The organism is Arthrospiribacter ruber (assembly GCF_019343195.1).
Lineage (GTDB): Bacteria > Bacteroidota > Bacteroidia > Cytophagales > Cyclobacteriaceae > Arthrospiribacter > Arthrospiribacter ruber.
Window position 1 is genome coordinate 437,526 of the sequence record NZ_RPHB01000001.1, and the last position, 23,377, is coordinate 460,902.

A 23,377-nucleotide genomic window follows, 5' to 3' on the forward strand; every position below is an offset into this window, starting at 1 on the left:
TATTAAAACCTTTCCTTCAGGAGAGGTTTTTTTATCCTTTATACACCAGGATGTAAAAGACTAGCCAAAGCACGAAAAATAAAACATAGCTAAAAATAATTACAATGGTTGATTCTTTTACACTTCTAAAGCTGACTGTGTGGAAGCCTAAAACGAGAAAGACGATATAAATCAACTCAAAAATGTTGATTGCTTTAAGTGGATAATAGAATTTCGGATCGATTTCAGCAGGGTCTATAATTTGAAATAAGGATAGGGGGTAAAAATTTTGAACCTCAAGGTAGTTGACATTAGTTGGTGGGTTCATAAACATCAGGATTTTAATAAGCTCCGGGATAAGGAAAATAATTTCTCCGACCATGACAATTACCCATATTTTTTTGAAAGATACTTTAAACCCAAATGTGAATGAACCTGTCCAAATGACAAAGGCAGTCAAAGTGAACTTCCAAAGAAGGGAGAAGGGAGTCCAAATATAATTCAGTGTATTGAAAATATGGAAGTAGGATAAAGAGCCTTCTGACTCCAATTTCTCATATCCTGGAATGGATTGGAGAATGATATCATTGATAATTATCCTTGTTATCAAAAACAAAATCACCAAAATCAAAAAAAATACCCTTTTGTCGAAATCTAAAATCGAATCTATACGTTGTGAGATTGGGCTGTGAAGTTTTGGCATAATCTTAAATAATTCTTGCCAAATCTAAACTATTGTTTGGATTACCACATAATTTTACGGCACTATTGAAATTATTATGTTGAAATTCCCTCTTTATTTATTTGTTTTCTGGGTAGGTCTAAATTCTGCTACTGAGGCACAGGAGCCGCCAATCGATACCATGTTGGCTGAGAGTTCTCCCTATTTGCTTTTGGACAAAGGGTTACAATTCAGGATCACGGAAAACGTAAACGCACTCTACAATTTTGACTTCGAAAAGGCGGAGAGAGGTTTTAAAGTAATGCAATATCAATACCCGGAGCACCCATTACCGGATTTTCTCTTGGGATTGAGTACTTGGTGGAAAATTGCACCGGATATAGAAAATAAAAAATACGACGGACGCTTTTTGAAGCAGATGGATGTGGTGATCGATAAAGCCAAAAAGCAATTGGATCAGGATCCGGACAATAAAGAAGCTGCTTTTTTTCTGGCAGGTGCTTATGGTTTTCAGGGTAGGCTTTTGAGTGAAAGGAAGAGCTGGACCAAAGCCACATTTGCAGGAAAGAATGCACTGAAATACCTTAATCTATCCAAAGGTGAAGAGGAACTCAATCCGGAACTGCTTTTGGGTGATGCACTTTTCAACTACTTCTCAGTTTGGATTCCTGAAAATTACCCGATTTTAAAGCCTGTGGTGGCTCTTTTTCCTAAAGGAGATAAAAACCTGGGACTAAAGCAGCTGGAGGATGTGGCGCAAAATGCCTTCTATGCCAGAGTGGAAGCACAGTATTTTCTTTTCAGGCTTTATGGAGCTGAAGAAAAACAGCCCTACAAAGCTTTGGCAATTACTGAGTATCTTAATGAAAAGTTTCCAAATAATCCTTATTTCCACAGATCTTATGCCAGGCAGCTGTACACAGTAGGGAGAATGCTTGAAGCAAAAGAGATTTCCGAAGAAATCCTCAGAAGGATAGACGCCAAATGGACAGGCTATGAGTCCAACAGTGGCAGGTACGCAGCATTTTATATCGCCCAGTTCCACGAAAGGACCAACAATAGGAGTGAGGCAAAAAAATATTACCTAAAGACGCTCTCTTATGGAGAGGAATCGGAAAGTCAGGAAAGTGGGTACTACCTGTACTCCCTTATCGCGCTCGGCAAAATGGCCAATGAGGATAAAGACAAAAAAGCTGCCAAGCAATATTTTAATCAGGTGAAGAAATACGCCAAAAGAAAGCATCCTGCACATAAAGAAGCCAGAGAATATATCAAAAAGAATAAACTTTAATCTAAATATTCCGTAGGTGGTCATATAAATACAGGAGATAATTTGAAAATTTTCAATTACTTGGAAATTTTGCACTGTATCAGAGACAAAAATCAAGCATTCAAATAACAATATTTCGTAAAGGCGCTCGTTTTTTGTGGGTAATTGTTTTAAAACAATTTTAAAAAATATTAACTTTGCACAACATAAAATTTTGAAAATCATTTAAACATGGATAATAGCGTAAGAGTGAAATTCGATAAAATAGACCGAAAGATTCTTGAAATCTTACAGGCAAACGCCAAAATCACCAATGCTCAGCTTTCCAAAGATATAGGATTGTCACCTGCACCTACCTTGGAACGAGTTAAAAAGCTGGAGCAATCCGGTATTATCAAGAGCTACCACGCCAAATTGGATCCTGAAAGAATCGGTCTTGGGGTAAGCACATACGTTTTGGTGAGCCTTATTGGTCACAACAAAGGAAATATTGACGCTTTCATGAAAGAAATCAATCAGATTCCTGAAGTGATAGAATGTCACCACATCACAGGTACAGGAGACTTTATCCTGAAAATAATAGCTAAGGACATTACCGCATACCAAAAATTGATGTTGGAGAAAGTCTCTGAAATCAAGGAAGTAGACTCTATGCAGTCAATGGTAATTCTTTCCACTTTCAAGGATAGCAAAGTGTTGCCTATCCCTGCATAAGCAAAAAAAATATTCAAAATCATTAGGGTGGCTTTGAAGTCACCCTTTTTTTATGTTTGTCATTATGGAAAACCCTTGGAAAACCAAATCAAAAAAGGAAATCTACGACAATCCTTGGATCAGGCTTGAAGAACACCAAGTTGTTATCCCAAGTGGAAAAGACGGGATATATGGAAAAGTATTCTTTAAAAATAAAGCTTTGGGCATTGTTCCATTGGATGATGAAGGTTATACATGGCTCGTAGGTCAGTTTAGGTACACCCTCAACGAGTATTCTTGGGAAATTCCCATGGGAGGCGGGCCTTTGGGTACCGATGTGTTGGAATCTGCCCAGAGGGAATTGAAAGAAGAAACCGGACTGTCTGCTGAGAAATGGACCAATATCATGAAAATCCACACCTCAAATTCCGTAACCGATGAAGAAGGCTTTGTGTTTTTGGCAGAGGGGTTGACCCAAGGGGAAACCGAGTTTGAGGAAACAGAGCAGCTGCAGATATTGCGCTTGCCATTATCAGAGGCTGTAGAAAAAGTAATGAACGGAGAGATTACCGACTCAATTTCCATAGCAGGACTATTGAAAGTCGCCCGGCTCAAAAATCTCTGATATCTTTGTACTGATTTTGATATTCGGATTCCATAATGCTCAATTTTAAAGATAATTTTTCCAAAACCTTTTACCTGGCTTATCCGGTAATGTTGAGCCAGCTAGGTCAGGTACTGGTGGGGGTTGCCGATAGTATGATGGTAGGCAGGCTTGGTGCAGAACCGCTGGCAGCAGCATCTTTGGCCAATAGTATCTTCTTTGTAGTTCTCATGTTTGGTATTGGGGTATCGATGGCCATTACGCCTCTAGTGGCAATGGCGGATGGAAACAAAAAGCCCAAAAGGATTTCAAGGGTCTTCAATCATGGATTCATTATCAATATGCTTACGGGTGTTGTTTTGTTTCTGATTATCGTATTTTTCTCTCCAATGCTCCATTACCTCAATCAGCCCGAAGAAGTAGTGGTATTGGCAGTTCCATATCTTGCCATCATTACACTTTCCTTGTTGCCGTTTATGTTTTTTCAGACATTCAAGCAATTTGCCGAAGGCCTTTCCCAGACCAAGCAGGCTATGTACATCACATTGGTCTGCAACGGGTTCAACGTGTTTTTAAACTGGGTTTTGATTTATGGAAATCTGGGTTTTCCTGCAATGGGGTTAAATGGGGCGGGTTGGGCTACTTTGATTTCGAGGGTTTTGATGGGCCTTGCTATCGCTTATTATGTCTGGAAATCCAAAAGGTACAAGCCTTTTGAGTTGAGCTTTGGTTTCAAACATTTAAGTTTTCCTATGATTTCCAAAATGCTGAGAATAGGAGTACCTACCGGCTTTCAGTTTATTTTTGAGGTAGGGGCGTTCAGTTCGGCAGCTATCATGATGGGCTGGATAGGAGTCAATGCACTTGCTGCCCATCAAATTGCCATCAACCTTGCTTCGATCAGCTACATGATGGCCTCGGGGCTATCATCTGCTGCAATGGTCAGGGTTGGGAATCAGTTGGGCAGAAAAGACATTCAAAGTCTGAGAGAGGCAGGGTTCACTGTTTTTGCAATGGTGGCAATGTTTATGTCGGTCTCTGCAGTCATATTTATTGCATTCAGGGAATTTCTTCCTTCCCTATACATTGACGATATGGAAGTGATCAAAATGAGTGCTACTTTGTTGATCATTGCCGGACTGTTCCAACTGTCTGATGGTATTCAGGTGGTGGGACTGGGAGCACTGAGGGGGATGTCTGATGTCAAGATACCGACTATTGTGACCCTGATTGCCTATTGGGTGATTGGTTTGCCATTGGGATACGTATTTGCGTTTTCCATGGGCATGGATGAAGTAGGTATTTGGATAGGTCTCCTGACCGGACTCACCGTGACAGGAGCGTTGTTGCTGTATAGGTTCCATTTTCTAAGTAAAAAACTTCATCAAAGCCAACAAAACAGGTTCAGTCCTGTAACTTGACTTTTTAATTCTGGTATTCTTTCCTATTTTCCGAATGAATTATGGAAAAAGAGAAAGCCAAAACAGTAGACTTTTCTAGGACTACCCTTACAGAATTGATGATTCCTTCTTATGCAAACTTTGGAGGGAAAATACATGGAGGCATACTGCTTTCATTGATGGATAAAGTAGCCTTTGCTGCTGCAAGCAAACACAGTGGTGCATACTGTGTGACTGTCTCAGTAGATACGGTTGATTTTCTTCAACCTGTAGCCGTGGGTGATCTTGTCTCCATGAAAGCATCGGTAAATTATGTGGGGAACAGTTCTATGGTCATCGGTATAAAAGTGATCGCTGAGGATGTGAAATCCGGAAGTGTCACGCATACCAATACCTGTTACTTTACGATGGTGGCCAAAGGGGAAGATGATAAGCCAATGAAGGTTCCTAAGTTGATTTTAGAAAACAAGACCGATGTGAGGAGATTTGTAGAAGCTATTTTTAGAAAAAAGCTCAAGAAAGATCATGTAGAAAAAATGGAAGCCATGAAGAAAGGCTGGGGGAAAGAAGAAATGTCCAAGCTTCTCGAAAATGAAAGATGCATCATACAATCCTAAACTATAAACTTTATGAGAAAAACTGTACTCTTGGCACTTTGCTTTTTGGGAATATTTCAGTTAGCTGAAGCCCAAAAGCACCATGTGCTTACCCAAAGACAACAGGCCACTGTAGTAGATCAATGGCTTAACGAAAGAATTGACAATCTTTTGCCGGAGCTTATGGACCGTGCAGATTTGGATATGTGGGTTTTGATATCAAGAGAATACAATGAAGACCCGGTCATCAGGACATTCCTACCTGGAACTTGGCATGCTGCCAGACGACGGACCATGCTGGTCATGTACAAAGCTCCTGATTCTAAAAAAGTAGAAACCCTTGCCGTAGCCAGATATGATGTGGGAAAAGCCTTCAAAAAAGCATGGAATCCCGAAAGTCAGCCAGACCAATGGAAAGCACTCGTCGATTTGATCGTGGAGAAAAATCCCCAAAAAATAGGCATGAACATTTCCGATAGTTATGGACATGCAGATGGGCTAAACCTTACAGAATACAATGCATTCTTGAAGCAGCTACCAGGTGATTTTCATGACAGGATTACTTCTGCTGAAAAGCTGGCTGTTGGCTGGTTAGAAACAAGAACTCCTTCGGAAATGGCCACCTATCGCCATATACAATCTATTGCGAACAGTATCATTCAAGAAGGCCTATCAGAGGCAGTAATCACTCCAGGAGTGACCACTACCGAAGATGTGCAATGGTGGTATAGGGAACGGATCAAAGAATTGAAACTGGACACTTGGTTTCACCCAACAGTAGACATTCAGCGATCTGACGAGGGCTCACAGGAGCATTTGAGGTCATTTGCAGTCAATCCCGATACTCAAGTGATCATGCCTGGAGACCTTTTACATATAGATTTCGGTATTACTTACCTCAGATTAAACACAGATACACAACAGCTCGCTTATGTGCTTAAGCCCGGAGAAAATGAAGTGCCCAAGTATCTTGTGGACGCCTTTAAGGTAGGGAACAGGCTGCAGGATATCCTAACCTCTCAGTTCAAAACAGGTAGAACTGGCAATGAGATTCTTAGGGAAACCCGCAAAATCATGGAAAGGGAAGGAATAAATGGCAGCATTTATTCCCATCCCCTTGGCACACATGGTCATGCTTCAGGGCCTACTATAGGCATGTGGGACAATCAAGGAGATACCCCGGGTGCTGGGGATTATCCTCTTTATCCAAATACAGCCTATGCCATTGAATTAAATGCCGTGGTCTTTGTCAAAGAATGGAACAAAGAAGTAAGGGTAATGCTGGAAGAAGGAGCGTTTTTTGATGGAGAGAACGTAACTTACTTCAATGGAAGACAAAAAGAAATCTTGCCAATTCCAAGGCCACAATTTTACCTTAAAAATTGGTAATCTTACGATAGGGCTTGCTGAAAAAGTCTCAGGTATGCCAGATTCAAAGCGGGCGAATGAAGATGTATGCTTATACTTCGAGTGAGCCCAATGAAGAAGATGGTATGCCTGAGACTAGCCTTAAAATTTCGAATTTTGAAATTTTAAGGAGCACGGAAATCAAGCTATATCATTGAATAAGCGTGCACCTGCTTAAAAAGAAAATACTTGACAAACGGGATATTCATCAAAATTTAAAGCATTTATTCTCCAGTTGGCGTTTTTCAGCACGCCCTACGATAGACAATCAAAGAAAAGCATCCGAAGCATCCGAATCGGATGCTTTTGTTTTTTTGGTATCTTCTTTCACCTGGAGAAAAATCCCACTGACTATTAAATAATGCCCAAAGGCAAATGATAATATTATTCCTACATGTGTAAAAGTGTCTGTCAATTCTAAATCAAGACCTGCAAGTATGTCACTTAGATAAAATAAAATCAAGCCCAAAAGTACAAGCAAATAGCTTTTAAAACTTACATAAAACCTTCTGTCCAATGCCAATACCATACTCACGCAGGCAATCATTCCGTAAATGATTCCCAAGACATAAAACTCGCCCATTTCCTGGGTAACTGAAATCGTGAAAAACACTATAAGAATCAGTGAAAGAAACTCAGGCCAGCGCTTTTTTAGGGAGATCTTTTGTCTGTCATTATTGAACTGGTATGAAGTGAAAAACATATATGCATATCCCGCCTGTGCCACCAAAAAACTACTTAGGCTTATCATCTTAAATAAATCTTCATAGACTTTGATCGCTATGAGAACGTCTCCCATAAAGGAGAAAAAAGTGGAAACCAATAAAATGGGGATGAGCTTATGGTTGGATTGTTGATAGCATTGGAAAATCAAAAACATCAAGGAGGGTAGGATGAATATCTTGGAAAAGATGAAAAACTGGTATTGTCCTACCAAAAGTAAAATGATGCTAAGTGCTACAGATAGTAAATAAAATTTGACAATATTTTTTTTCCAACTCAGCATACAGATGACATAAACGGCCATCTAAGTTATAATTTTCTACTACAATGTAAAACGTTAAAAAAAGAGGGGTAAAGTCGTAATTCTTTAAACAAAAAAATTTCTTTATTAATTAGTTGGTTACTTTTCTGTTGTACTTAAAATTGAATTTTTCCAATAGGAATTATGATTGCCACTTATCAAAAAAAAATCAAAAAACATATTTTTCCACAAAGAAAACTGTCCTTCGGTTTCCATCATTATTTGTCAGTCGCCCTTTGCCGGTCACCAATAAGGCACCTTCTTCGGTAAAGAAAGTTTTAATACTGCTGGACTCCACATTTTTTTGATCATGGTCAAAAGGAATGGTACTGTTGAGAAAGCGGGTAATTCCTTTTTCAAAATACGAAGATCTTATTGTTTTACCATCGTAAAAAGCATAGAGTACTTTATCTTCATTTTGGAAGAATGTTCCTGAAGGCATAGGGAGAAACTGTAATTCAGCAGCTAAAGGAACCCTATAATGATGTTTTACTTGCTGGTTTTCATCCAATTCTATAAGGTGTGCTGCATAAGGTGTGAATTCACTCATTGGTCGAAATGGCCTATTTCCGGTTTTATATCCTCCCGCTATTTGTGGCAATTCTCTTGCAAAACGGTTGTTTCCGAAAAACCTGTTTCTTTGGGAAAAGCTCTTAATATAGGTCCTTTGATAGTCTGTTTCGTATTTGAATCGGGAAGTGAACTGTTCAAAATGATGCCAGGTCCCTGATGCGGATGACCGTAAATCCCAAAGCTGAAAGGTTTCATTTAAAACCGGAACCCTGCCGATTTTAACTCTTCTGTCCATTCTTTTTTTTCGGTGCATGGGGCTGCTGGTATCGACACCTTTATAAAAGTCAGGTAATTCATTGAAAAAATATTCATTTAGCGAATACTCTTCGAATTCATTGATCGAGGCATTCATGATGCCCGAGCTATGTTCATTATTTCTTGGGCCGAATACGCCACTATAAATCCGGTCATCACCCTGTCTGATAAAAAGTGCATTTCTATAATTGACTCGTTTATCCTGTAAAAGGTCAAAGTCAGCTTTTTCCAAAAGTTCACCTTCCTCAGATACCGAAACAGAGTAAAGAATGTCTTTTTGATTGTAATCCTTTTTTCGGGCCAGAATGGTCAAGCTTTTATCCTTTTCCGATTTATTGGCTGAAAGGATTTCATAACTGTTGTCAAAAATCATTTTCCGCCTTGTATTTTCAGGTAAATGGTGATCAACTGCTTGTAGGACCAAACCAGCCGAATTTCGGGCCAAGATCAGACTATGGTTGGTAAAAGTGTGGAAATCCACTATTTCAGAAAGGTCAGCGCTTTGAAATGGTATGATTGATAGCTGTGAAGAATTGGCGTCAATGGATACCAGTGAAAGCTGATCAATAAAAGACTGTATGGTTTTCAAAGTGTAGTGGGTAAGAAGGACCAACTTTTCACCTGATACATCCGCCCATTGTAAATCCTGATGGTCTGGTAGAGAAAACTCACCTTGAAATTCAGGTTCCAGATTTTGGTTAAGGATAAAAAACTCTGCTTCTCTGTTATTGCCTATGGTTCTTTTTCTGATACTCCAGATTCCAGTGATTTTTGAACCTGTCTGATACACGGAGTAGTTCTCCGAATACCTGTCCACTTCCACTTCAAAGCTACTCTTGTACTCTTGACATTTTCCCCAATGACTCAGGAGAATCAAACTAATAAAAATCAGGAAACTCTTCAATTTGGTTTTTTCTTTAAGGTAAGCTTTTTGCCTTTTTCAGACAAGAAATCAATGTGAAATTGTCTTTAAGTTTTCGTTTTCAATAGTTCTGACGTTTAAAACTTCAGCTTTACCGTAGTGCTTAATCTTTAGCCACACTTTCATTATCCGCAGGAACCAAATACTGTTGTTTTTTTGGCAATGTAAAAAGGTAAATAAAAGCTAAAACTGAAGTGCATGCCGCAATGGAAAAAACAAGAGGGAAATTTTCAGCCTTGTTGGCAAATACATAGCCTGAAACAAGCGCCCCTATGCCTATACCTGCCTCCAGAGCAATGTACATGGTAGCCAAAGCGCGCCCCCTAAATGCGTCCAACGAAAGATCAATGGTCCATGCGGATATGGTCGGTGAATTCATTCCAACAGATGCCCCGAATATTACGCCACCAAACAAGAGCATCATCTTGGTTTGGGCAAAAGCAATCAACACCATTGAAATGGCCATGGACAGCGTGGCTACTTTCATCACAGGTATCCTTCCGTACCGATCTGATGTTTTTCCCGCTATGATCCTAATGCCCAGAGAAGAAAGGGTGAAAACTGCAAAAAAGAGTCCCTTGTTTTTGATGCCCAGATAATCGGAATAGTCCGGAATTATTGTAAGTACTGTACCAAAGGAAAATACTGTAAGCAGCAGTACCAGAGAAGGAACCAATACCCGCTTTTCTATAATTTCATGTCTGTTCAGTTTAAAAAGCCCCATCCTCATGGGTTCTTTTTGGCTTACAGTTTCTTTAAGTCTGAAGATGACCAAAATGGAAAGTATGGAAAATCCAGCTGAAGTATAAAACAAGGGTTCAATCCCCCAAATGCTGGCAATGTAGCCTCCAAGTGCCGGACCTGCTGCCATTCCTAGAGAGCCAAATAAGGATTGTATTCCCATGGCTTCTCCACGCCTGTTGAAAGGAACAATATCAGCAACATAAGCCGAGGTGCCCGTAGGAGTGAAACCGGTAGAGAAACCATGCACAAAACGCAAAAACAAAAATCCAGCAACTGATGTGATGATAGGGTAGAGGAGGCTTACTAAGAAGCAGATAGCAGCACCAACTACCATGACAGGGATCCTGCCGATTTTGTCTGCCAACTTTCCGCTAAAGGGACGTGATAAGCCAGCTGTCAGAGTAAACAGGGAAATGATCAAGCCTTTGTAATCCTCTCCGCCCAATGAAGTAAGATAGGCAGGAAGCTCGGGAATGATCATATTGAAGCTGGCAAAAAACAAAAATGAGCTCAGGCAGAGCACAAAAAAATTGAGATTGAAAAAGGGAGGAAGAAATTTCATGAATCAATTACCCAAATGCTGCTTGGAAATTTTTGATACCAAAAAGAATTTCCAGAGCCTGCGGCCCTGGAAATAGTTTGGTTTTTACTCTTTATTGGCCTCTTCTTCGCTTTGAGCCAAGAGATAAGCTTTGATAAACTCGCCTAAGCCGCCATCAAGTACTGCCTGTACATCTGAGGTTTCATGCCCTGTACGTGCATCTTTGACCAACTTGTAGGGATGCAGGACATAATTCCGGATCTGCGATCCAAAATCAATCTTCATTTTACCGGATTCGATTTTTGCCCGCTCTGCATTTCTCTTTTCCATCTCCATTTGATAGAGACGGGATTTTAGCATCTGCATGGCTTTTTCCCGGTTGGCAAGCTGCGACCTCTCGATCTGACAGACTACCACGATACCTGTAGGCTTATGGGTCAACTGTACCTTGGTCTCCACCTTGTTTACATTCTGACCACCTGCACCTCCTGAACGTGAAGTATGTAGCTCCACATCTGCAGGATTGATTTCGATTTCGATAGAGTCGTCTACCACAGGATAAGCATATACCGAGGCAAATGAAGTATGTCTTCTGCCATTGGAATCAAATGGAGAAACCCTTACCAGTCGGTGTACTCCGGATTCTGATTTCAGAAACCCATAGGCCAAAGGACCTTCAAATTCAAGCGTGACGGATTTGATTCCGGCTACTTCACCTTCCTGAAGGTCTACTTCACGGACTTTGTAACCGTTTTTTTCGCCCCACATGATGTACATTCTCATAAGGATTGAAGCCCAGTCATTGCTTTCTGTTCCTCCGGCACCGGGATTGATTTCCAAAAGGGCATTGAGTTGATCCTCTTCCCCCCCGAGCATCTTTTTGAGCTCAAGCTCTTCCACGGCATTGAGTGCCTTTTTGTACTCAGTTTTGATTTCTTCTTCCGAAACCTCATCCATGCTGTAGAAGTCATACAGGACTTCCAGGTCTTGGAGTAAGGTTTCCACAGATTCAAATGAATTTGTCCAGCCTTTTCTAATCTGGATCTGCTTCATTGTTTTTTCTGCTTCGTCTGGGTTGTTCCAAAAATCGGGCTGAGCTGATACAGCCTCTAAATCTTCTATTTCAGCTTTCTTCTTGTCGTAGTCAAAGATACCTCCTCAAAGCCGAAACACGGGCTTTCAAGTCTTTCAACTGGTCTGATGTCATAATTGGTTTTAATTTTTTTGCCCTGCAAAAGTCGGTAAAATATTGCTCTTAACCTATTTCTTTTCAATCCTCATAAAGGATAATCAACTGGATTTTGTTCCTTCTTTTTTGCTTAAAGGTTCTGTACCGTACATAATTCATCGCCAATCCGGCGCTGAAAAGAGCTACAGGAATTGGCCAAGAGCCTTCCAGCTGATTGAGGTTTCCATCCTGTATCAAACTGGTCAGGGCAAATCCTGTCAAAAACAGAACTCCTCCTCCCATTCCCAGTTGGGAAATGTTTTTCAGGGTTTGATTTCTTTCGTCTTTGTCATAAATATTGACTTCCAATACATCCTCCGGCTTGAGGATGTTTTCTCTTAGCACAATGATATCGCTTTGGATGTCCACAATCACATCCTGAATAAAAAAATCAAAATCGGCTACTTTGTATTCAAAGACTTCTCCAACTCGGAATTTGATCTGGTTCTTTTGATTGTTGCCTCTTTTTAAAAGAACGAATTTCTCTGAAACTTCCTGAGCTTGGGCCGGAAATGACAATAGCCCACAGATGCAGCACAAGGCAACTATTAGCAAAGTGTTGAGTTTTTGTTTTATAGACATGCTTTTAAGCAAAGTGAATTCTTGTCAAAATGTTGATAAAAATAAAGACCGTGCTGGAAAAGAACGGTCTTTAGATTATAAAATTTCAGTATTCGCTCAAACTTTTTGGATCCATTCATGAGTGTCGGGCTCCAATCCATATTTGATGGCGTCCAGCTTCCTTAATACCTGATTGGAAAAAGCATTGTCGTTTTTCTCCGGAAGGATGTAATCTTTGCCATTGACATTGATCTTGGCAATATGGGCAATAGTCGCAGCGGTACCGGTACCAAAAGCCTCTTTTAGCCTGCCTTCTTTCAAGGCATTTTCAAGTTCATCTACTTTCAAAAATCTCTCTTCCACATTTACACCTGCTTCACGGGCGAGGGTGAGGACGGAATCTCTTGTAATTCCTTTAAGAATGGTTCCTGTGTTGGTAGGTGCAGTGACCAAGGTCTGATCTATCATGAACATCACATTCATGGTACCACTTTCCTCAATGTGCTGATGGTTTTTTCCATCAGTCCAGAGCAATTGGTCAAATCCTTCTTTTTGAGCCAGCAAAGCCGGGTAAAGCGATCCAGCATAGTTTCCGGCTGCTTTGGCATAGCCAGTTCCACCCTCAATAGCACGGGTGTACTTGGTTTCTACTTTGACACTTACTGGCTTGGAGTAATAGTGGCCTACAGGGCAGGTAAAGATCATGAATTTATATTTTTCAGATGGTCTTACTCCCAGGTAATCATCTGTAGCAAACACAAATGGTCTGATATAAAGAGAAGCACCTGCTTTGGCAGGAACCCAATCTCTATCCAAATCCAAGAGCTGAAAAAGTCCTTCCATGAAGATTTCCTCAGGAACTTCCGGGATACACATTCTCTGCGCTGATTCATTCAGACGTTTTTGGTTGGCATCAGGTCTAAAAAGAAGAATTTCCCCTTCCACATTTTTGTAAGCCTTCATTCCTTCAAATATTGACTGACCGTAGTGCAGCGTGGCATTTGCAGGGTTTAAATGAAGAGGTGCATAAGGCTCTATCCTCAGATTTTTCCATTCGCCACCTTCATAATCTGCCACAAACATGTGGTCACTGATGGATTGGCCAAATACCAAGTTGTCAAAATCGGTCTCAGGAAGTCTCGATTCCTCCGTTTTTTTGATGTCTATTTGTAAAGTCGTTTTCATAAGCTATTAAATTCTCGGCTTCCAAGTGACCTCTTCCACTCCCAGCTCTTGGGAAACCATTCTTCCCAGAACAAAAAGGTAATCAGAAAGTCTGTTTAAATATTTTACAATGATTTCATCCACTTCTTCCACCTCCATCAGATCTATTACGCAGCGCTCTGTTCTTCTGCATACGGTTCTGGCAATGTGACAATAGGAAACTACCTGATGACCACCAGGAAGTATGAAGTGCTTTAGTGGGGGAAGTTGGGACTCCATGGCATCAATCTCCTTTTCCAAAACTTCCAGATCTTCATTGTGCAGGTCAGGTCTTTTTACATTGGTTTTTCCAGGCTCTGTGGCCAAAGTCGCCCCAATAGTAAATAGTCTGTCCTGTACTTCTTTGAGAAGGTCCTCCCTCTTCTGGTTGATTTCCTGATCCCGTAGCAAGCCTATGAAGCTGTTGAGTTCGTCCACAGTTCCATAAGCATCTATTCTCAAGTCAGCTTTTGAAACCCTCTTGCCACCCAATAGGGAAGTTTTGCCGGTATCGCCTGTTTTGGTATATATTTTCATAAAGGATTTCCAATCTGGAAAAATTCAAATGATCTATCAGGCGCAAAAATAGCAATCTATTTACAAAAACCGTAATCAGTGTCTATTCTGTTGCCATTACTGCTTTGCCGCGTGTAGGGTTAGGGTTGAGGGTGTCAGTCTCTACCAGACCATCCCGCAAGCGGACTACTCTATGGGCATAATGTGCAATATCGTCCTCATGGGTTACCATGATGATGGTATTTCCTTTTTGGTGCAGTTCATGGAAGAGTTCCATAATGTCGTAGGAAGTCTTGGTGTCCAAGTTACCTGTAGGCTCATCTGCCAAAATAATACTAGGATCATTTACCAGTGCCCTAGCGATGGCTACACGCTGTCTCTGACCCCCAGATAACTCATTGGGCTTGTGATGTACCCTGTCGCCCAATCCTACACTATCCAAAGCCTTGAATGCCTTCTCTTCTCTCTCAGTTTTTCCAAAGCCGGCATAGATCAGCGGTAAAGCCACATTTTCAAGGCAACTGGCCCTTGGCAAAAGGTTGAAAGTCTGAAATACAAAACCGATTTCTTTGTTCCTGATCTCAGCCAACTCATTTTCGCTCATGTCACTCACATCCTTCTCATTGAGAATGTAGGTTCCTGCGGTTGGGGTATCCAGACATCCGATGATATTCATCAAGGTAGACTTTCCTGAGCCAGATGGTCCCATAAAAGCCACATACTCTCCTTTATTGATTACAATGGACACAGATTTAAGGGCACGGACTTCTTCGCTGCCCATTCTGTATGTCTTTTGTATATCTTTGGTTTCTATGATTTTTTTCATGCTGATGATTTTGGAAACAAGTTAATTCAAAAGTAACTAAAGGTAAAAGGATTTGTCTTTTTTACTATAAGAGGTTTTATAAATGCTCCATCTGGAGTTTTTCGATCTGATCGGTACTCAGCCATTCCTGCATGGTCTGCAGGGCAGTACTGGCATAATTGTCCAGTCCCAATTTCCTGCTCTCTTTCACAAAAAGAATCCAAAGCTTTGGGTCTTTGTTGAATTGAGTAGCCTCCTGAAGTAATTCATAACGGATCATGGCTTCTTCGGTTTCCTGATATTTTTTCCAGATCAAAGGGCCGTAGTAAGCGTTGGTCCATATTTCATTTTTTATTTTCAAAGCCTCAGAAATTTCTGAAGGCAGGGTTTTTTCCCCATAAACAAAGGAATACCACTCCGAAAGCTCCTTTTCCTCATACAAGCCTGCCAAAGCTTCGGCAAGTTTTGGTAATAACCTCTGGAATGTTGCCTTGTCCAGCCAATGGATTTTATGCTTCATTATGGCATTGGCATATTGGGCTTTTAATTTGGCATCTGAGATTTTTTCAAAATCACTCAAAAAAACTTCCGGTAATGCTCCATGGAACCTGGCTGCCATTTCATAAAACCCTGTAATTTCGTTTTCTCCCAAAACCCCATTATCATCCCATCTCATCCATTCAGGAAAAGCTTTTTCAAACCTGCTTTGAACCTGAATTGCCTCAATGGGTTTTCCGCCGTAATATAATGTAGCCAAATGATAAGGTTGAATGCTCTCATAACCCTTGTCCACAGCTACCATAATGTCTCTTGCAGCTTTTTCCAAATCCCACTGTCCTATCAGGATCTGAGCGGCTAAGCTATGATAATAGCCGGCAGAATTGGGGTAGGATAGGGCCATTCCGTTAAGATTTTTTAATGTTTCGTTAAGCATCCCTTCCTGAAAGGTTCTCAAAAGACGGGATTCTTTAAAATTCCTTTCCTCAAAACTCATTTCCTGCTGGGCAATCAAGCTGTCCAATAGGGCAAGGTCCTCCTGGATAGGAGTAGTAACTTTATTACTCCACTGATTTCGAAGGGTAGCGGTCTTGAGGTGGAAGTTATCTGGAAGATCGGTAACCTTCATTTCAAAAGGTGCAAAATCACCTCTTTTATTGGCATAAACCAGATAATTCAGCCTGTATATCTGTTCCTTGGATGATGCCTCAATTTCCTCATAATACAGGCCATGTTTGACTTCCAGTGCCAAAGCATTGGAGAGACTTACATCTAGATTTCCCGGGATGGTCTGAAGTGTACTGATGGCATCCACGGGTCTGTTGAGTTTGGAATAAAGCAGGCCGAGGTTATTTTTCAGGTAAGCATTGTCAGGGTAGATTTCCAATCCTTTTTCCAAATAAAACACAGCATCAAAAACCCTATCCATCTGATGAAGTCTGGAACTCAGCAAAAGGGTATTGGGGACCGTTGGCGCGGCATCAAAGGCTTCATAGAGATTTTCCATTGCCCTGCTTGGTTCTCTCAGTTGAAAACGCAGGTGGGCGGCGGCATTTTTGGCTTTTTGGTTTCTTCTGAATTGCTCCCAGCTGTTTTCATATAAAATGGCCGCTTCCAAAGGTCTGCCGGATTGATAATAATAATCCGCATGTATATTGGTACTTGCCGATGAAAGCTGTATAGCTATGATCGCATCTGCAAAAATGACCAAAATGACCAGGGCCATGATGGAACCGATTTTCATGTGGAAATAAGCAAAAAACTGGGGCTTGAAAAGGATCTTTTCTACATCTGTTCCTGAATTCAGCACCTGAGAAAAATTTGACATCAGGTAAATGAAAAACAAGAGTATAAGGGCAATCTGACCATAAAGAAAAAAGTGGTTGAAGAATTCGTAAAGCGGTTGGTTTTCTGAAAAGCCCGCTTTCCCCCAGGTAAGCAAGGCTATGGCAAAAGAAACCAGATATAAAGAAAGTGCCAGAAAGGGACTTCCAAACTGGTTCACCGACTGGGAAAGTTTAAGCTTTAGCACAGCATAGCCCATGCTTCCACTGATCAACATCAGTATGATGGGCGGAACGGTGGGGAAGGGGAGATTTACCTCGCCCATAATGTCCAGTAGTGTAAACAAAACCAATAGGAAATACAGGGCAAAAACAGCCAGAATATGCCAGGTGATTTTTAGTGAGGTTCCTTTGTTGAGTTTTATCAAAAACACAGTTGTGCCTGTCAAAAACGCATTTCCGATATGCAAGAGAAAAAGTGCCGATACTATGGCCGCAGGAATACTCAGGTTTTCTGCGACCCAATGCAAAGGTTGGGAAATGTCAGAAAGGAAAACCAAAGTTAAGAGGGTACTCGTGCTGATCAGGAAAATAACCGCAAACCGTAATGGTAAGGACCATTTTTCAGCAAAAAACGAAATCAGCACCACGGGTATTATAGTACCACAGATCATGGCAATAAGGGCGTAATTGCTGGATAATCCTCCAATGTTCAGCCCGTTGATACCACTGAATGTCAACATAAAAATGAGCAAGGCTGTGGCACCGATGAAGTATAAGCCCCTCAAACCAGATATCAGCGCAAATGACAAATTGAGCAAAATCCAGACTAGCAGACCAAAGGCCAGGCTGACCAAAGGATAAGTTGCCGGAGGTAGGGATTCATAGTTTTGAAAAATCAGGAAATTGTCCAATTCCAAGGGAAACAACTCATATCCAAGCTGAATGAAATCCAAAGGGACTTCAGTGGCTTCTGTAAAGATTCCCGGCACTACCGGAAGGATGCCATGGTCCCATATGAAAAAGCTGAAAATTGTGAAAAGGCCTCCTATAGTCGCCAGGACTATCGGGAGGCCTTTGAATAAGGTTTTATCCATCTATGGGAAATTTTAATACTTTTTTATTCAAGAACTTTGGGAACTCTGAAGTAGTCAGAATCTTTTTGTGGAGCATTGGAAAGAGCCTTGTCATGAGCTAGATGTTCTCCTACTTCATCTGCACGAAGTACATTTACCTCAGAAGACATGGTGGTAAGTGGTTCAATCCCTTCGGTATCTACTTCATTGAGCTGGTCCACCCAATCCAGAATCTGACTCATGTCATTTTTGATTTTCTCAGCTCCTGTTTCATCAAATTCCAGTCTGGCCAGATGGGCCATTTTTTTCACTGTGTTTAGGTCTACTTTCATTTGGTTTATACTTTTGGTCGAACTGTTCTCTCTTTCCCGAGATTTCACTTGAAAGGGAGATATACGACATTAACAACTACGTGTTTATATAGATTTTATTGTTTCAGGATTGTCTTTCCACAATTGGCTTTGGATGGTATCAAAACACATTTGTTTTAGTTCCGGTACCTGCCGGGCAGTCATTCCCACCGTTGGAATAGGAGGGTGAATGACAATTTTCCCTCTTTTAAAATTCAAAAGAAGCTTCCCGTCATCAGGCAAAATTAAATGATTATATGATAAGGTGACAGGAATCAGGGGGATTTGTTTGTCAATGGCAAGGCTGAATGCCCCATCTTTGAATTTGCTCATCAATGGTGGATTGGTACTTGTAATTCCTCCTTCTGGATAAATGACAATGCTGCTTCCCTTGTTGATGTGTTTTTTTGCCCTTAACAATACCTCTCCACGGCTCTTGAGACTGCTACGGTCTACAGCTATATGTAAGCGACTGAAATAATATCCAAACAGTGGGATCTTTCTGATGGAGCTTTTGCCGATGTAGACCACATCTCCAGGGAAAAAACCACTCATGGCAATGTCAATGTAGGAAAAATGATTGGCCGCAAATACATAAGATTGCCCTTTTCGGATGTGCTCCCTGCCTTCAATTTTTATGGGCAAAAAGATTAATGTGAAATAAACCTTTGCCCAGAATTGATTGACCTTTCTGCCATAAGCTTCCCAATGAGGGATCCAGATACAGGTGAGAAACACCGGGAAAAGGATCAGAAAGCTGATCAAGAACAGGAGTCCTGCATATAAGGTATATATCCTTCTGAGTAGCGTCATTCTTTGTTGATCATATGGTTGGCTACCTTAATGAAGTAGGACATCATTTGTTCTCTGACAGGAATGTCCATTTCTGTTTTGTCCATTGCCTTAAACATGCAATTGAGCCAAAGATTTCGCATTTTTCCATCAATAGCCCATTGAAAATGTCTTCTTCTGAGCATGGGATGACCTCTTTTCTCCAGATAAGTGTGAGGACCTCCAAAGACATGCAGCAAAAATAAAAACAGCCTTTCTTCGGCGTCGGTGAGGTCTTCATCCGGATAGAGTTTTCTTAAATCAGGAGTCTGTCTTACCTGAATATAAAACTCGTGAACCAAGGACTTGATCTTTTCCTCTCCCAAAGACTCATAAATACTTTCTCCCGAATTCATCCGACGAAAGTAGCCAATGATTGCTTTTTTTGAAAACTTAGTCGGGTATGTTTTCCGCTAAATGGAAAGTGTATGGGTTATAATTCTAATCCAAACCAAAACTTTGTTCATTTAGCCTATCACCCAATTTTTAAAATTTGTATTTTTGATAGAAGTAAGTATTTCATTTTCAGTTAGTTGTTTAGTTTTAAATTTTGTTGTCATGGAAAAATATTTTGATTCTCACCTTCATATTACCATGAAGAGCCAATTCTCTCTTCAGGACGACCCGACCAATCCATGGTCCACCATTACTTTCTCGGATATCTCCGAAGGGCTAAGTTTTTTGCACCGTTGTCTGGGCAAGGCCATGTTTGAAAAAACATTTGTGTCCCAATCCTCTCCTGATCAACTTCTAAATTCCAATTACCAATTGGCCATGGTGGCCTTATTTTATCCGGACAAAGGTCTCCTAAAAGCCATTGAGCAAAAAACCGTTTTTATGAATCTTCTGGAAAAAAAACAGGGGACAGGTTTTGGAAAGATTTTGAGCTTCAGGAGATTTCACGAACTGATCAACGAGAAAAATCCGATCGATGTAGTCAGAAATGACCTCGAGCTTTTGAAAATGGAGGATCCCAAAGGCAGGAAGTATCAGTTATTGAAAAAGAAGGTGGATTTTGATCCTGACAAAAATAATACACTCAACCTGGCTTTTACCGTAGAAGGCCTGCATTGTCTGGCCTCGGACCTCAAAGGAGATCAGCTGGCCAATGGGGCTGATAAAACCATCCGTAATCTTGATGCGCTATTGGAAGATTACCCGATCAAAATCGTATCTATCAATATCACCCACATAGACAATAGCAACCAGATTTTTTGTAATCAGGCCTACGCCATGGATGGGATGCGGGCAAGCGGATTTAGGGAAGTTGAATTGAGACCAATCGGTGATGGACTTACCAATGAAGGGAAGAAAATCATCAAGGCACTTGAAGAAAGGGGAATTCTGACCGATACCAAACATATGAGCGTGGTGGCCCGGAAGGAATTTTATAAATGGAGAAAAACAGAAGGTATAACATCACCGATAGTTTGCTCTCATGGAGGGCTGACAGGTATTTGGTTTGACCAAAGTGATGAGAGGTTCACAGATTATATACTAGAGTCAAGAAAAATCGGTGAACATCAGCGCTTCAGGCTTGGGAAGCCGATCAAATATAAAAAAGGTAAGGTCTACGATCAGATAGGTTTCAATGCCAGTACCATCAACCTTTTCAATGAAGACATTAAGGAGATTTTTGACTCAGATGGGCTTTTGGGGATCTCGCTGGATCAAAGGGTCTTAGGCTATTCGGGTGTTTTCAAAACCGGAACTGGTCATGTGACCAACAATGTGCTGACAGGCTCTGCAGGGATATGGAATGGCATCAATTGGGTCACTGATACTGACTTTGTTTCTTTAGCCGAGTGTAAGGACAGTGGATTTCAAAGCAATAGGCCCCATGGATATGCCTGGAGAAATTGTGTGGATGCCGATGCATTGGACAAGATGGTCAATAAAAATATCAACAATGTCAGAGAGATTCATTTTTTACATTTCGCTTTTCATATTCTGCATTGTATGATTTTGGGAAGGCAGTGGGACAGTCAAAATGGGGTGGAAAAGGTGCTCTGTCACATGCTTTGTATTGGTTCGGATTACGACGGGATGATTGAGAGTATCCTGACCTCTAAAGATTCCACTCAGATCCACTTGCTAAGAAGAAAGTTTGTGCAGGATTTTCCAGGAATTTTGAAGGACAACAAGGTAGAGCTCCCCAAGAATTTATCTATCGAAAAAGTAGCAAATAGGATCTTTTTTGAAAATGGGAGAGATTTTGTCCTGAAAAGGTTGGTCTAATAGGGCTGGAATGATATTTGGCTCTTTTCGTACATGTGTATCCGTTTCAATGTGTTTTGCTTGAAGGTTCAATTATTTGATGAATAAAATTAAATCCAAAGGAGAAGGCTTCTGATGGACAGTGAACTGTCTTATAAGTCATCATGGATTGACCTTAGGTAATGCCAATGAATGAGGATTCACATTTTGATTTTCCAACCTTTAAATAAAAGATAATGACACTATTAAAAACCACAACCCACGTATTCTTCCCTATTACCATGACCATGAAGAAATCTGGAGATGATGTCGATAAGGGAACAAAAAGAAAAGATCCTTCGAAATCTGATGGAGCAAAGCCTCCTACCAAAGAAGAATACCGCAAAATCCAGGAGGAAAAAGAAGATGGAGGAGAAGAGAATACCGGGCAGGAAGTAGACAATGAGAAGAAAGACAAAAACCAAAAATAGGTTTTTTCATTTTCAAACCAAGAGGATATCCTGCCACAAAAAGGGGCAGGATATCCTCTTTTTTCTTTAATCAGACCCTGACATTAATTTAGAGAAATAACCTGCAGATTAATACTAATATCCATACTACCCTTTTTTAACTTTGAGAGAAGTTCCCTCTGTGCTGATGACTTTTATTTTTTCTCCTTTATCGATAAACTCACCTCTAGAGTATGCATCATAGATTTCGTCTTCGATTTCCACTTTCCCGCTGGGCATTAGTCTGGTGTGGGCAATTCCTTCTTTGCCCAAAAGGTCATCCTGATATGAGGTAGAGGTGTAACCCTCTTCTCTTCTTTGAGTTGAGGCCAGTGCAATCGTGGAAAAAGCCCTCCACTGATTGACTTTGGGTGCAAAGAAGAAAATCAATCCTATGGCAGTGACTGCTGCCAGGATCACGGTCAACAAGGCTGCAAACAGGTCTCCCGATGGGACAAAGGTAAAGTCAAAGGCATCATTGGGTACCATCCCCAAGGTGAGCCCGGTTAATATGCCGATAATTCCCAGTATCCCAAAAATGCCAAACCCGGGAATCACGAAGATTTCGACCAAAAGCAGGATACAACCGACTATAAATACGGCTATTTCCCAATTTTGCGCGAGGCCGATTAGGTAATAAGGTATAAAATAAAGAATGATGGCTATTACAGAGGCTGCAAGAGGAAAACCTACCCCTGGCGTTTGAATTTCGAAATAAATTCCGGCAAAGATGATCAGGATCAAAAAGCCACTAACTGCTGGATTGAGGAAGAAGGCAATGATGTTTTCCACATTAGAAGTCTGATAGGAAATGAGTTCATAGTCTTCGAGATTCTGTTTGGCGATCACTTCCTCAAGGGAATTCGCCTGACCTTCTGCAAAACCATTGGCAATGGCTTCAGATACGGAAAAGGTGATCACTGATCCTTTTTGACTGACTCCTTCGACTTCAAGGTTTTCATCCACCATGGCTTCCGCTATCTTGGGGTTTCGACCTTTGGCTTCGGCAGTACTCCTCATCATGGATCGCATATAAGATTGATATTTGTCCGGGGCGGCTTCTCCTCCTCCTCCCATGACAACTGTTGCTGCACCGATACTTGCACCTGGGGCCATATATATGCTGTCGCAGGCAATGGAAATCAATGCACCGGCAGAAGCTGCATCTTTATTGATCCAAACATGGATAGGTTTGGTTTCCTCCAAGATCATGGTCCGGATATCATCGGCATCATTGACCGCTCCTCCGTAAGTGTCCATTTCAATGATGATGAGATCGGCACCTTTATTTTTGGCATCTTCCAGCGCCAGACGGACTTTTCTGTTCATGCGCGGATCGATGTTGTCATCAATTTTAAAAGTATATACCGTCTTTTTTCCCTGCTCAAGGCTGTCACTTTCCTGGGCCAGAAGTGGAGCAGAAAGGGTGATAAAGAGAAAAAACAGGTTGAAAAGGGTATTATTCATGAGTTTTTTGTTTGACAATTGAAATATAGTAATAATCATGGATATCCAAATTTCGATAAAGCCGTTACAGACTTATAAGCAAAACCAATCCCCGTAATGCTTGTTCATTTCCTTGCAATTGATAAAATTAATCTGAAATTTGCGCTCAATTAATTCCCCATTAA

The 23,377-nt window shown here is 40.9% G+C and carries 22 protein-coding genes; 8 read left to right on the forward strand and 14 right to left on the reverse strand.

The annotated features are described in order from the left end of the window. Positions 1 to 31: 31 nt before the first annotated feature. A complete protein-coding gene (locus tag EGN73_RS01670) occupies positions 32 to 682 on the reverse strand; it encodes a sulfate ABC transporter permease (RefSeq protein WP_219286471.1) in 651 nt (216 codons plus the stop codon). A gap of 76 nt (positions 683 to 758) precedes the next feature. Between EGN73_RS01670 and EGN73_RS01675 the strand changes: the two genes are divergently transcribed. The 6 genes from EGN73_RS01675 (at position 759) to EGN73_RS01700 (ending at position 6,613) form a co-directional block, all read left to right on the forward strand. After that, positions 759 to 1,952 (forward strand): tol-pal system protein YbgF, encoded by a 1,194-nt coding sequence (locus tag EGN73_RS01675; RefSeq protein ID WP_219286473.1) that lies wholly within the window; start codon positions 759 to 761, stop codon positions 1,950 to 1,952. Positions 1,953 to 2,162: 210 nt separating this feature from the next. Beyond that, positions 2,163 to 2,645: an Lrp/AsnC family transcriptional regulator gene (locus EGN73_RS01680; protein ID WP_219286475.1), complete on the forward strand. Its 483-nt coding sequence runs from the start codon at positions 2,163 to 2,165 to the stop codon at positions 2,643 to 2,645. A gap of 64 nt (positions 2,646 to 2,709) precedes the next feature. After that, a complete protein-coding gene (locus EGN73_RS01685; RefSeq protein WP_219286985.1) occupies positions 2,710 to 3,249 on the forward strand; it encodes an NUDIX domain-containing protein in 540 nt (179 codons plus the stop codon). Positions 3,250 to 3,284: 35 nt separating this feature from the next. Continuing rightward, on the forward strand, positions 3,285 to 4,649 hold the full coding sequence (locus tag EGN73_RS01690) for an MATE family efflux transporter (protein WP_219286477.1): 1,365 nt from the start codon (positions 3,285 to 3,287) through the stop codon (positions 4,647 to 4,649). A 41-nt stretch (positions 4,650 to 4,690) separates the two neighbouring features. Then, positions 4,691 to 5,245, forward strand: coding sequence for an acyl-CoA thioesterase (locus tag EGN73_RS01695; RefSeq protein ID WP_246611417.1), 555 nt, complete (start codon positions 4,691 to 4,693; stop codon positions 5,243 to 5,245). A 12-nt stretch (positions 5,246 to 5,257) separates the two neighbouring features. Next, a complete protein-coding gene (locus EGN73_RS01700; protein ID WP_219286479.1) occupies positions 5,258 to 6,613 on the forward strand; it encodes a M24 family metallopeptidase in 1,356 nt (451 codons plus the stop codon). A gap of 286 nt (positions 6,614 to 6,899) precedes the next feature. Here EGN73_RS01700 and EGN73_RS01705 read toward each other — a convergent pair whose 3' ends face one another. From EGN73_RS01705 to EGN73_RS01760, 12 genes are all read right to left on the reverse strand, one after another. Next, positions 6,900 to 7,658 (reverse strand): lysoplasmalogenase family protein, encoded by a 759-nt coding sequence (locus EGN73_RS01705; RefSeq protein ID WP_219286481.1) that lies wholly within the window; start codon positions 7,656 to 7,658, stop codon positions 6,900 to 6,902. Between the two features lie 166 nt (positions 7,659 to 7,824). Next, positions 7,825 to 9,387 (reverse strand): hypothetical protein, encoded by a 1,563-nt coding sequence (locus EGN73_RS01710; protein WP_219286483.1) that lies wholly within the window; start codon positions 9,385 to 9,387, stop codon positions 7,825 to 7,827. A 121-nt stretch (positions 9,388 to 9,508) separates the two neighbouring features. Next, complete coding sequence (locus tag EGN73_RS01715; RefSeq protein ID WP_219286485.1) at positions 9,509 to 10,711, reverse strand: MFS transporter; 1,203 nt, start codon at positions 10,709 to 10,711, stop codon at positions 9,509 to 9,511. Between the two features lie 84 nt (positions 10,712 to 10,795). Further along, positions 10,796 to 11,897 (reverse strand): peptide chain release factor 2 gene (gene prfB, locus EGN73_RS01720; protein ID WP_219286487.1). Its coding sequence is split into 2 segments (ribosomal slippage): positions 10,796 to 11,836 and positions 11,838 to 11,897, totalling 1,101 coding nucleotides; the frame shifts between segments, so codons are not numbered across the junction. 63 nt (positions 11,898 to 11,960) lie between these two features. Further along, positions 11,961 to 12,500, reverse strand: coding sequence for a hypothetical protein (locus EGN73_RS01725; RefSeq protein ID WP_219286494.1), 540 nt, complete (start codon positions 12,498 to 12,500; stop codon positions 11,961 to 11,963). Between the two features lie 96 nt (positions 12,501 to 12,596). Further along, positions 12,597 to 13,664: a branched-chain amino acid aminotransferase gene (locus EGN73_RS01730; protein ID WP_219286496.1), complete on the reverse strand. Its 1,068-nt coding sequence runs from the start codon at positions 13,662 to 13,664 to the stop codon at positions 12,597 to 12,599. A 6-nt stretch (positions 13,665 to 13,670) separates the two neighbouring features. Continuing rightward, on the reverse strand, positions 13,671 to 14,219 hold the full coding sequence (locus EGN73_RS01735) for a cob(I)yrinic acid a,c-diamide adenosyltransferase (protein WP_219286498.1): 549 nt from the start codon (positions 14,217 to 14,219) through the stop codon (positions 13,671 to 13,673). Between the two features lie 82 nt (positions 14,220 to 14,301). Next, entirely contained in the window at positions 14,302 to 15,024 is a 723-nt protein-coding gene (locus tag EGN73_RS01740) for an ABC transporter ATP-binding protein (protein WP_219286500.1), read from the reverse strand. 76 nt (positions 15,025 to 15,100) lie between these two features. Continuing rightward, complete coding sequence (locus EGN73_RS01745) at positions 15,101 to 17,881, reverse strand: tetratricopeptide repeat protein (RefSeq protein WP_219286501.1); 2,781 nt, start codon at positions 17,879 to 17,881, stop codon at positions 15,101 to 15,103. A 23-nt stretch (positions 17,882 to 17,904) separates the two neighbouring features. After that, positions 17,905 to 18,192 carry an Asp-tRNA(Asn)/Glu-tRNA(Gln) amidotransferase subunit GatC gene (gene gatC / locus EGN73_RS01750; protein WP_219286503.1) on the reverse strand — a complete coding sequence of 96 codons (288 nt, stop codon included), beginning with the start codon at positions 18,190 to 18,192 and terminating at the stop codon, positions 17,905 to 17,907. An 84-nt stretch (positions 18,193 to 18,276) separates the two neighbouring features. Further along, positions 18,277 to 19,023 (reverse strand): lysophospholipid acyltransferase family protein, encoded by a 747-nt coding sequence (locus tag EGN73_RS01755; protein ID WP_219286506.1) that lies wholly within the window; start codon positions 19,021 to 19,023, stop codon positions 18,277 to 18,279. Further along, positions 19,020 to 19,397, reverse strand: coding sequence for a globin domain-containing protein (locus EGN73_RS01760; RefSeq protein ID WP_219286508.1), 378 nt, complete (start codon positions 19,395 to 19,397; stop codon positions 19,020 to 19,022). The genes EGN73_RS01755 and EGN73_RS01760 overlap by 4 nt, the downstream gene beginning before the upstream one ends. 202 nt (positions 19,398 to 19,599) lie before the next feature. On the opposite strand from EGN73_RS01760, the gene EGN73_RS01765 reads away from it, so the two are divergent. Further along, the gene (locus EGN73_RS01765; protein ID WP_219286510.1) at positions 19,600 to 21,279 is read left to right on the forward strand and encodes an amidohydrolase family protein; all 1,680 of its coding nucleotides are present in this window, start codon (positions 19,600 to 19,602) and stop codon (positions 21,277 to 21,279) included. A gap of 215 nt (positions 21,280 to 21,494) precedes the next feature. Then, the gene (locus EGN73_RS01770; protein WP_219286512.1) at positions 21,495 to 21,728 is read left to right on the forward strand and encodes a hypothetical protein; all 234 of its coding nucleotides are present in this window, start codon (positions 21,495 to 21,497) and stop codon (positions 21,726 to 21,728) included. A gap of 126 nt (positions 21,729 to 21,854) precedes the next feature. Here EGN73_RS01770 and EGN73_RS01775 read toward each other — a convergent pair whose 3' ends face one another. Then, positions 21,855 to 23,213: an NfeD family protein gene (locus EGN73_RS01775; protein WP_219286514.1), complete on the reverse strand. Its 1,359-nt coding sequence runs from the start codon at positions 23,211 to 23,213 to the stop codon at positions 21,855 to 21,857. Positions 23,214 to 23,377 lie beyond the last annotated feature (164 nt).

Excerpts from the sequence above, each read along its gene's own strand:
- EGN73_RS01670 (WP_219286471.1), bottom strand. The coding sequence starts at position 682 with ATGCCAAAACTTCACAGCCCAATCTCACAACGTATAGATTCGATTTTA.
- EGN73_RS01675 (WP_219286473.1), top strand. The coding sequence starts at position 759 with ATGTTGAAATTCCCTCTTTATTTATTTGTTTTCTGGGTAGGTCTAAAT.
- EGN73_RS01680 (WP_219286475.1), top strand. The coding sequence starts at position 2,163 with ATGGATAATAGCGTAAGAGTGAAATTCGATAAAATAGACCGAAAGATT.
- EGN73_RS01685 (WP_219286985.1), top strand. The coding sequence starts at position 2,710 with ATGGAAAACCCTTGGAAAACCAAATCAAAAAAGGAAATCTACGACAAT.
- EGN73_RS01690 (WP_219286477.1), top strand. The coding sequence starts at position 3,285 with ATGCTCAATTTTAAAGATAATTTTTCCAAAACCTTTTACCTGGCTTAT.
- EGN73_RS01695 (WP_246611417.1), top strand. The coding sequence starts at position 4,691 with ATGGAAAAAGAGAAAGCCAAAACAGTAGACTTTTCTAGGACTACCCTT.
- EGN73_RS01700 (WP_219286479.1), top strand. The coding sequence starts at position 5,258 with ATGAGAAAAACTGTACTCTTGGCACTTTGCTTTTTGGGAATATTTCAG.
- EGN73_RS01705 (WP_219286481.1), bottom strand. The coding sequence starts at position 7,658 with ATGGCCGTTTATGTCATCTGTATGCTGAGTTGGAAAAAAAATATTGTC.
- EGN73_RS01715 (WP_219286485.1), bottom strand. The coding sequence starts at position 10,711 with ATGAAATTTCTTCCTCCCTTTTTCAATCTCAATTTTTTTGTGCTCTGC.
- EGN73_RS01725 (WP_219286494.1), bottom strand. The coding sequence starts at position 12,500 with ATGTCTATAAAACAAAAACTCAACACTTTGCTAATAGTTGCCTTGTGC.
- EGN73_RS01730 (WP_219286496.1), bottom strand. The coding sequence starts at position 13,664 with ATGAAAACGACTTTACAAATAGACATCAAAAAAACGGAGGAATCGAGA.
- EGN73_RS01735 (WP_219286498.1), bottom strand. The coding sequence starts at position 14,219 with ATGAAAATATATACCAAAACAGGCGATACCGGCAAAACTTCCCTATTG.
- EGN73_RS01740 (WP_219286500.1), bottom strand. The coding sequence starts at position 15,024 with ATGAAAAAAATCATAGAAACCAAAGATATACAAAAGACATACAGAATG.
- EGN73_RS01745 (WP_219286501.1), bottom strand. The coding sequence starts at position 17,881 with ATGGATAAAACCTTATTCAAAGGCCTCCCGATAGTCCTGGCGACTATA.
- gatC (WP_219286503.1), bottom strand. The coding sequence starts at position 18,192 with ATGAAAGTAGACCTAAACACAGTGAAAAAAATGGCCCATCTGGCCAGA.
- EGN73_RS01755 (WP_219286506.1), bottom strand. The coding sequence starts at position 19,023 with ATGACGCTACTCAGAAGGATATATACCTTATATGCAGGACTCCTGTTC.
- EGN73_RS01760 (WP_219286508.1), bottom strand. The coding sequence starts at position 19,397 with ATGAATTCGGGAGAAAGTATTTATGAGTCTTTGGGAGAGGAAAAGATC.
- EGN73_RS01765 (WP_219286510.1), top strand. The coding sequence starts at position 19,600 with ATGGAAAAATATTTTGATTCTCACCTTCATATTACCATGAAGAGCCAA.
- EGN73_RS01770 (WP_219286512.1), top strand. The coding sequence starts at position 21,495 with ATGACACTATTAAAAACCACAACCCACGTATTCTTCCCTATTACCATG.
- EGN73_RS01775 (WP_219286514.1), bottom strand. The coding sequence starts at position 23,213 with ATGAATAATACCCTTTTCAACCTGTTTTTTCTCTTTATCACCCTTTCT.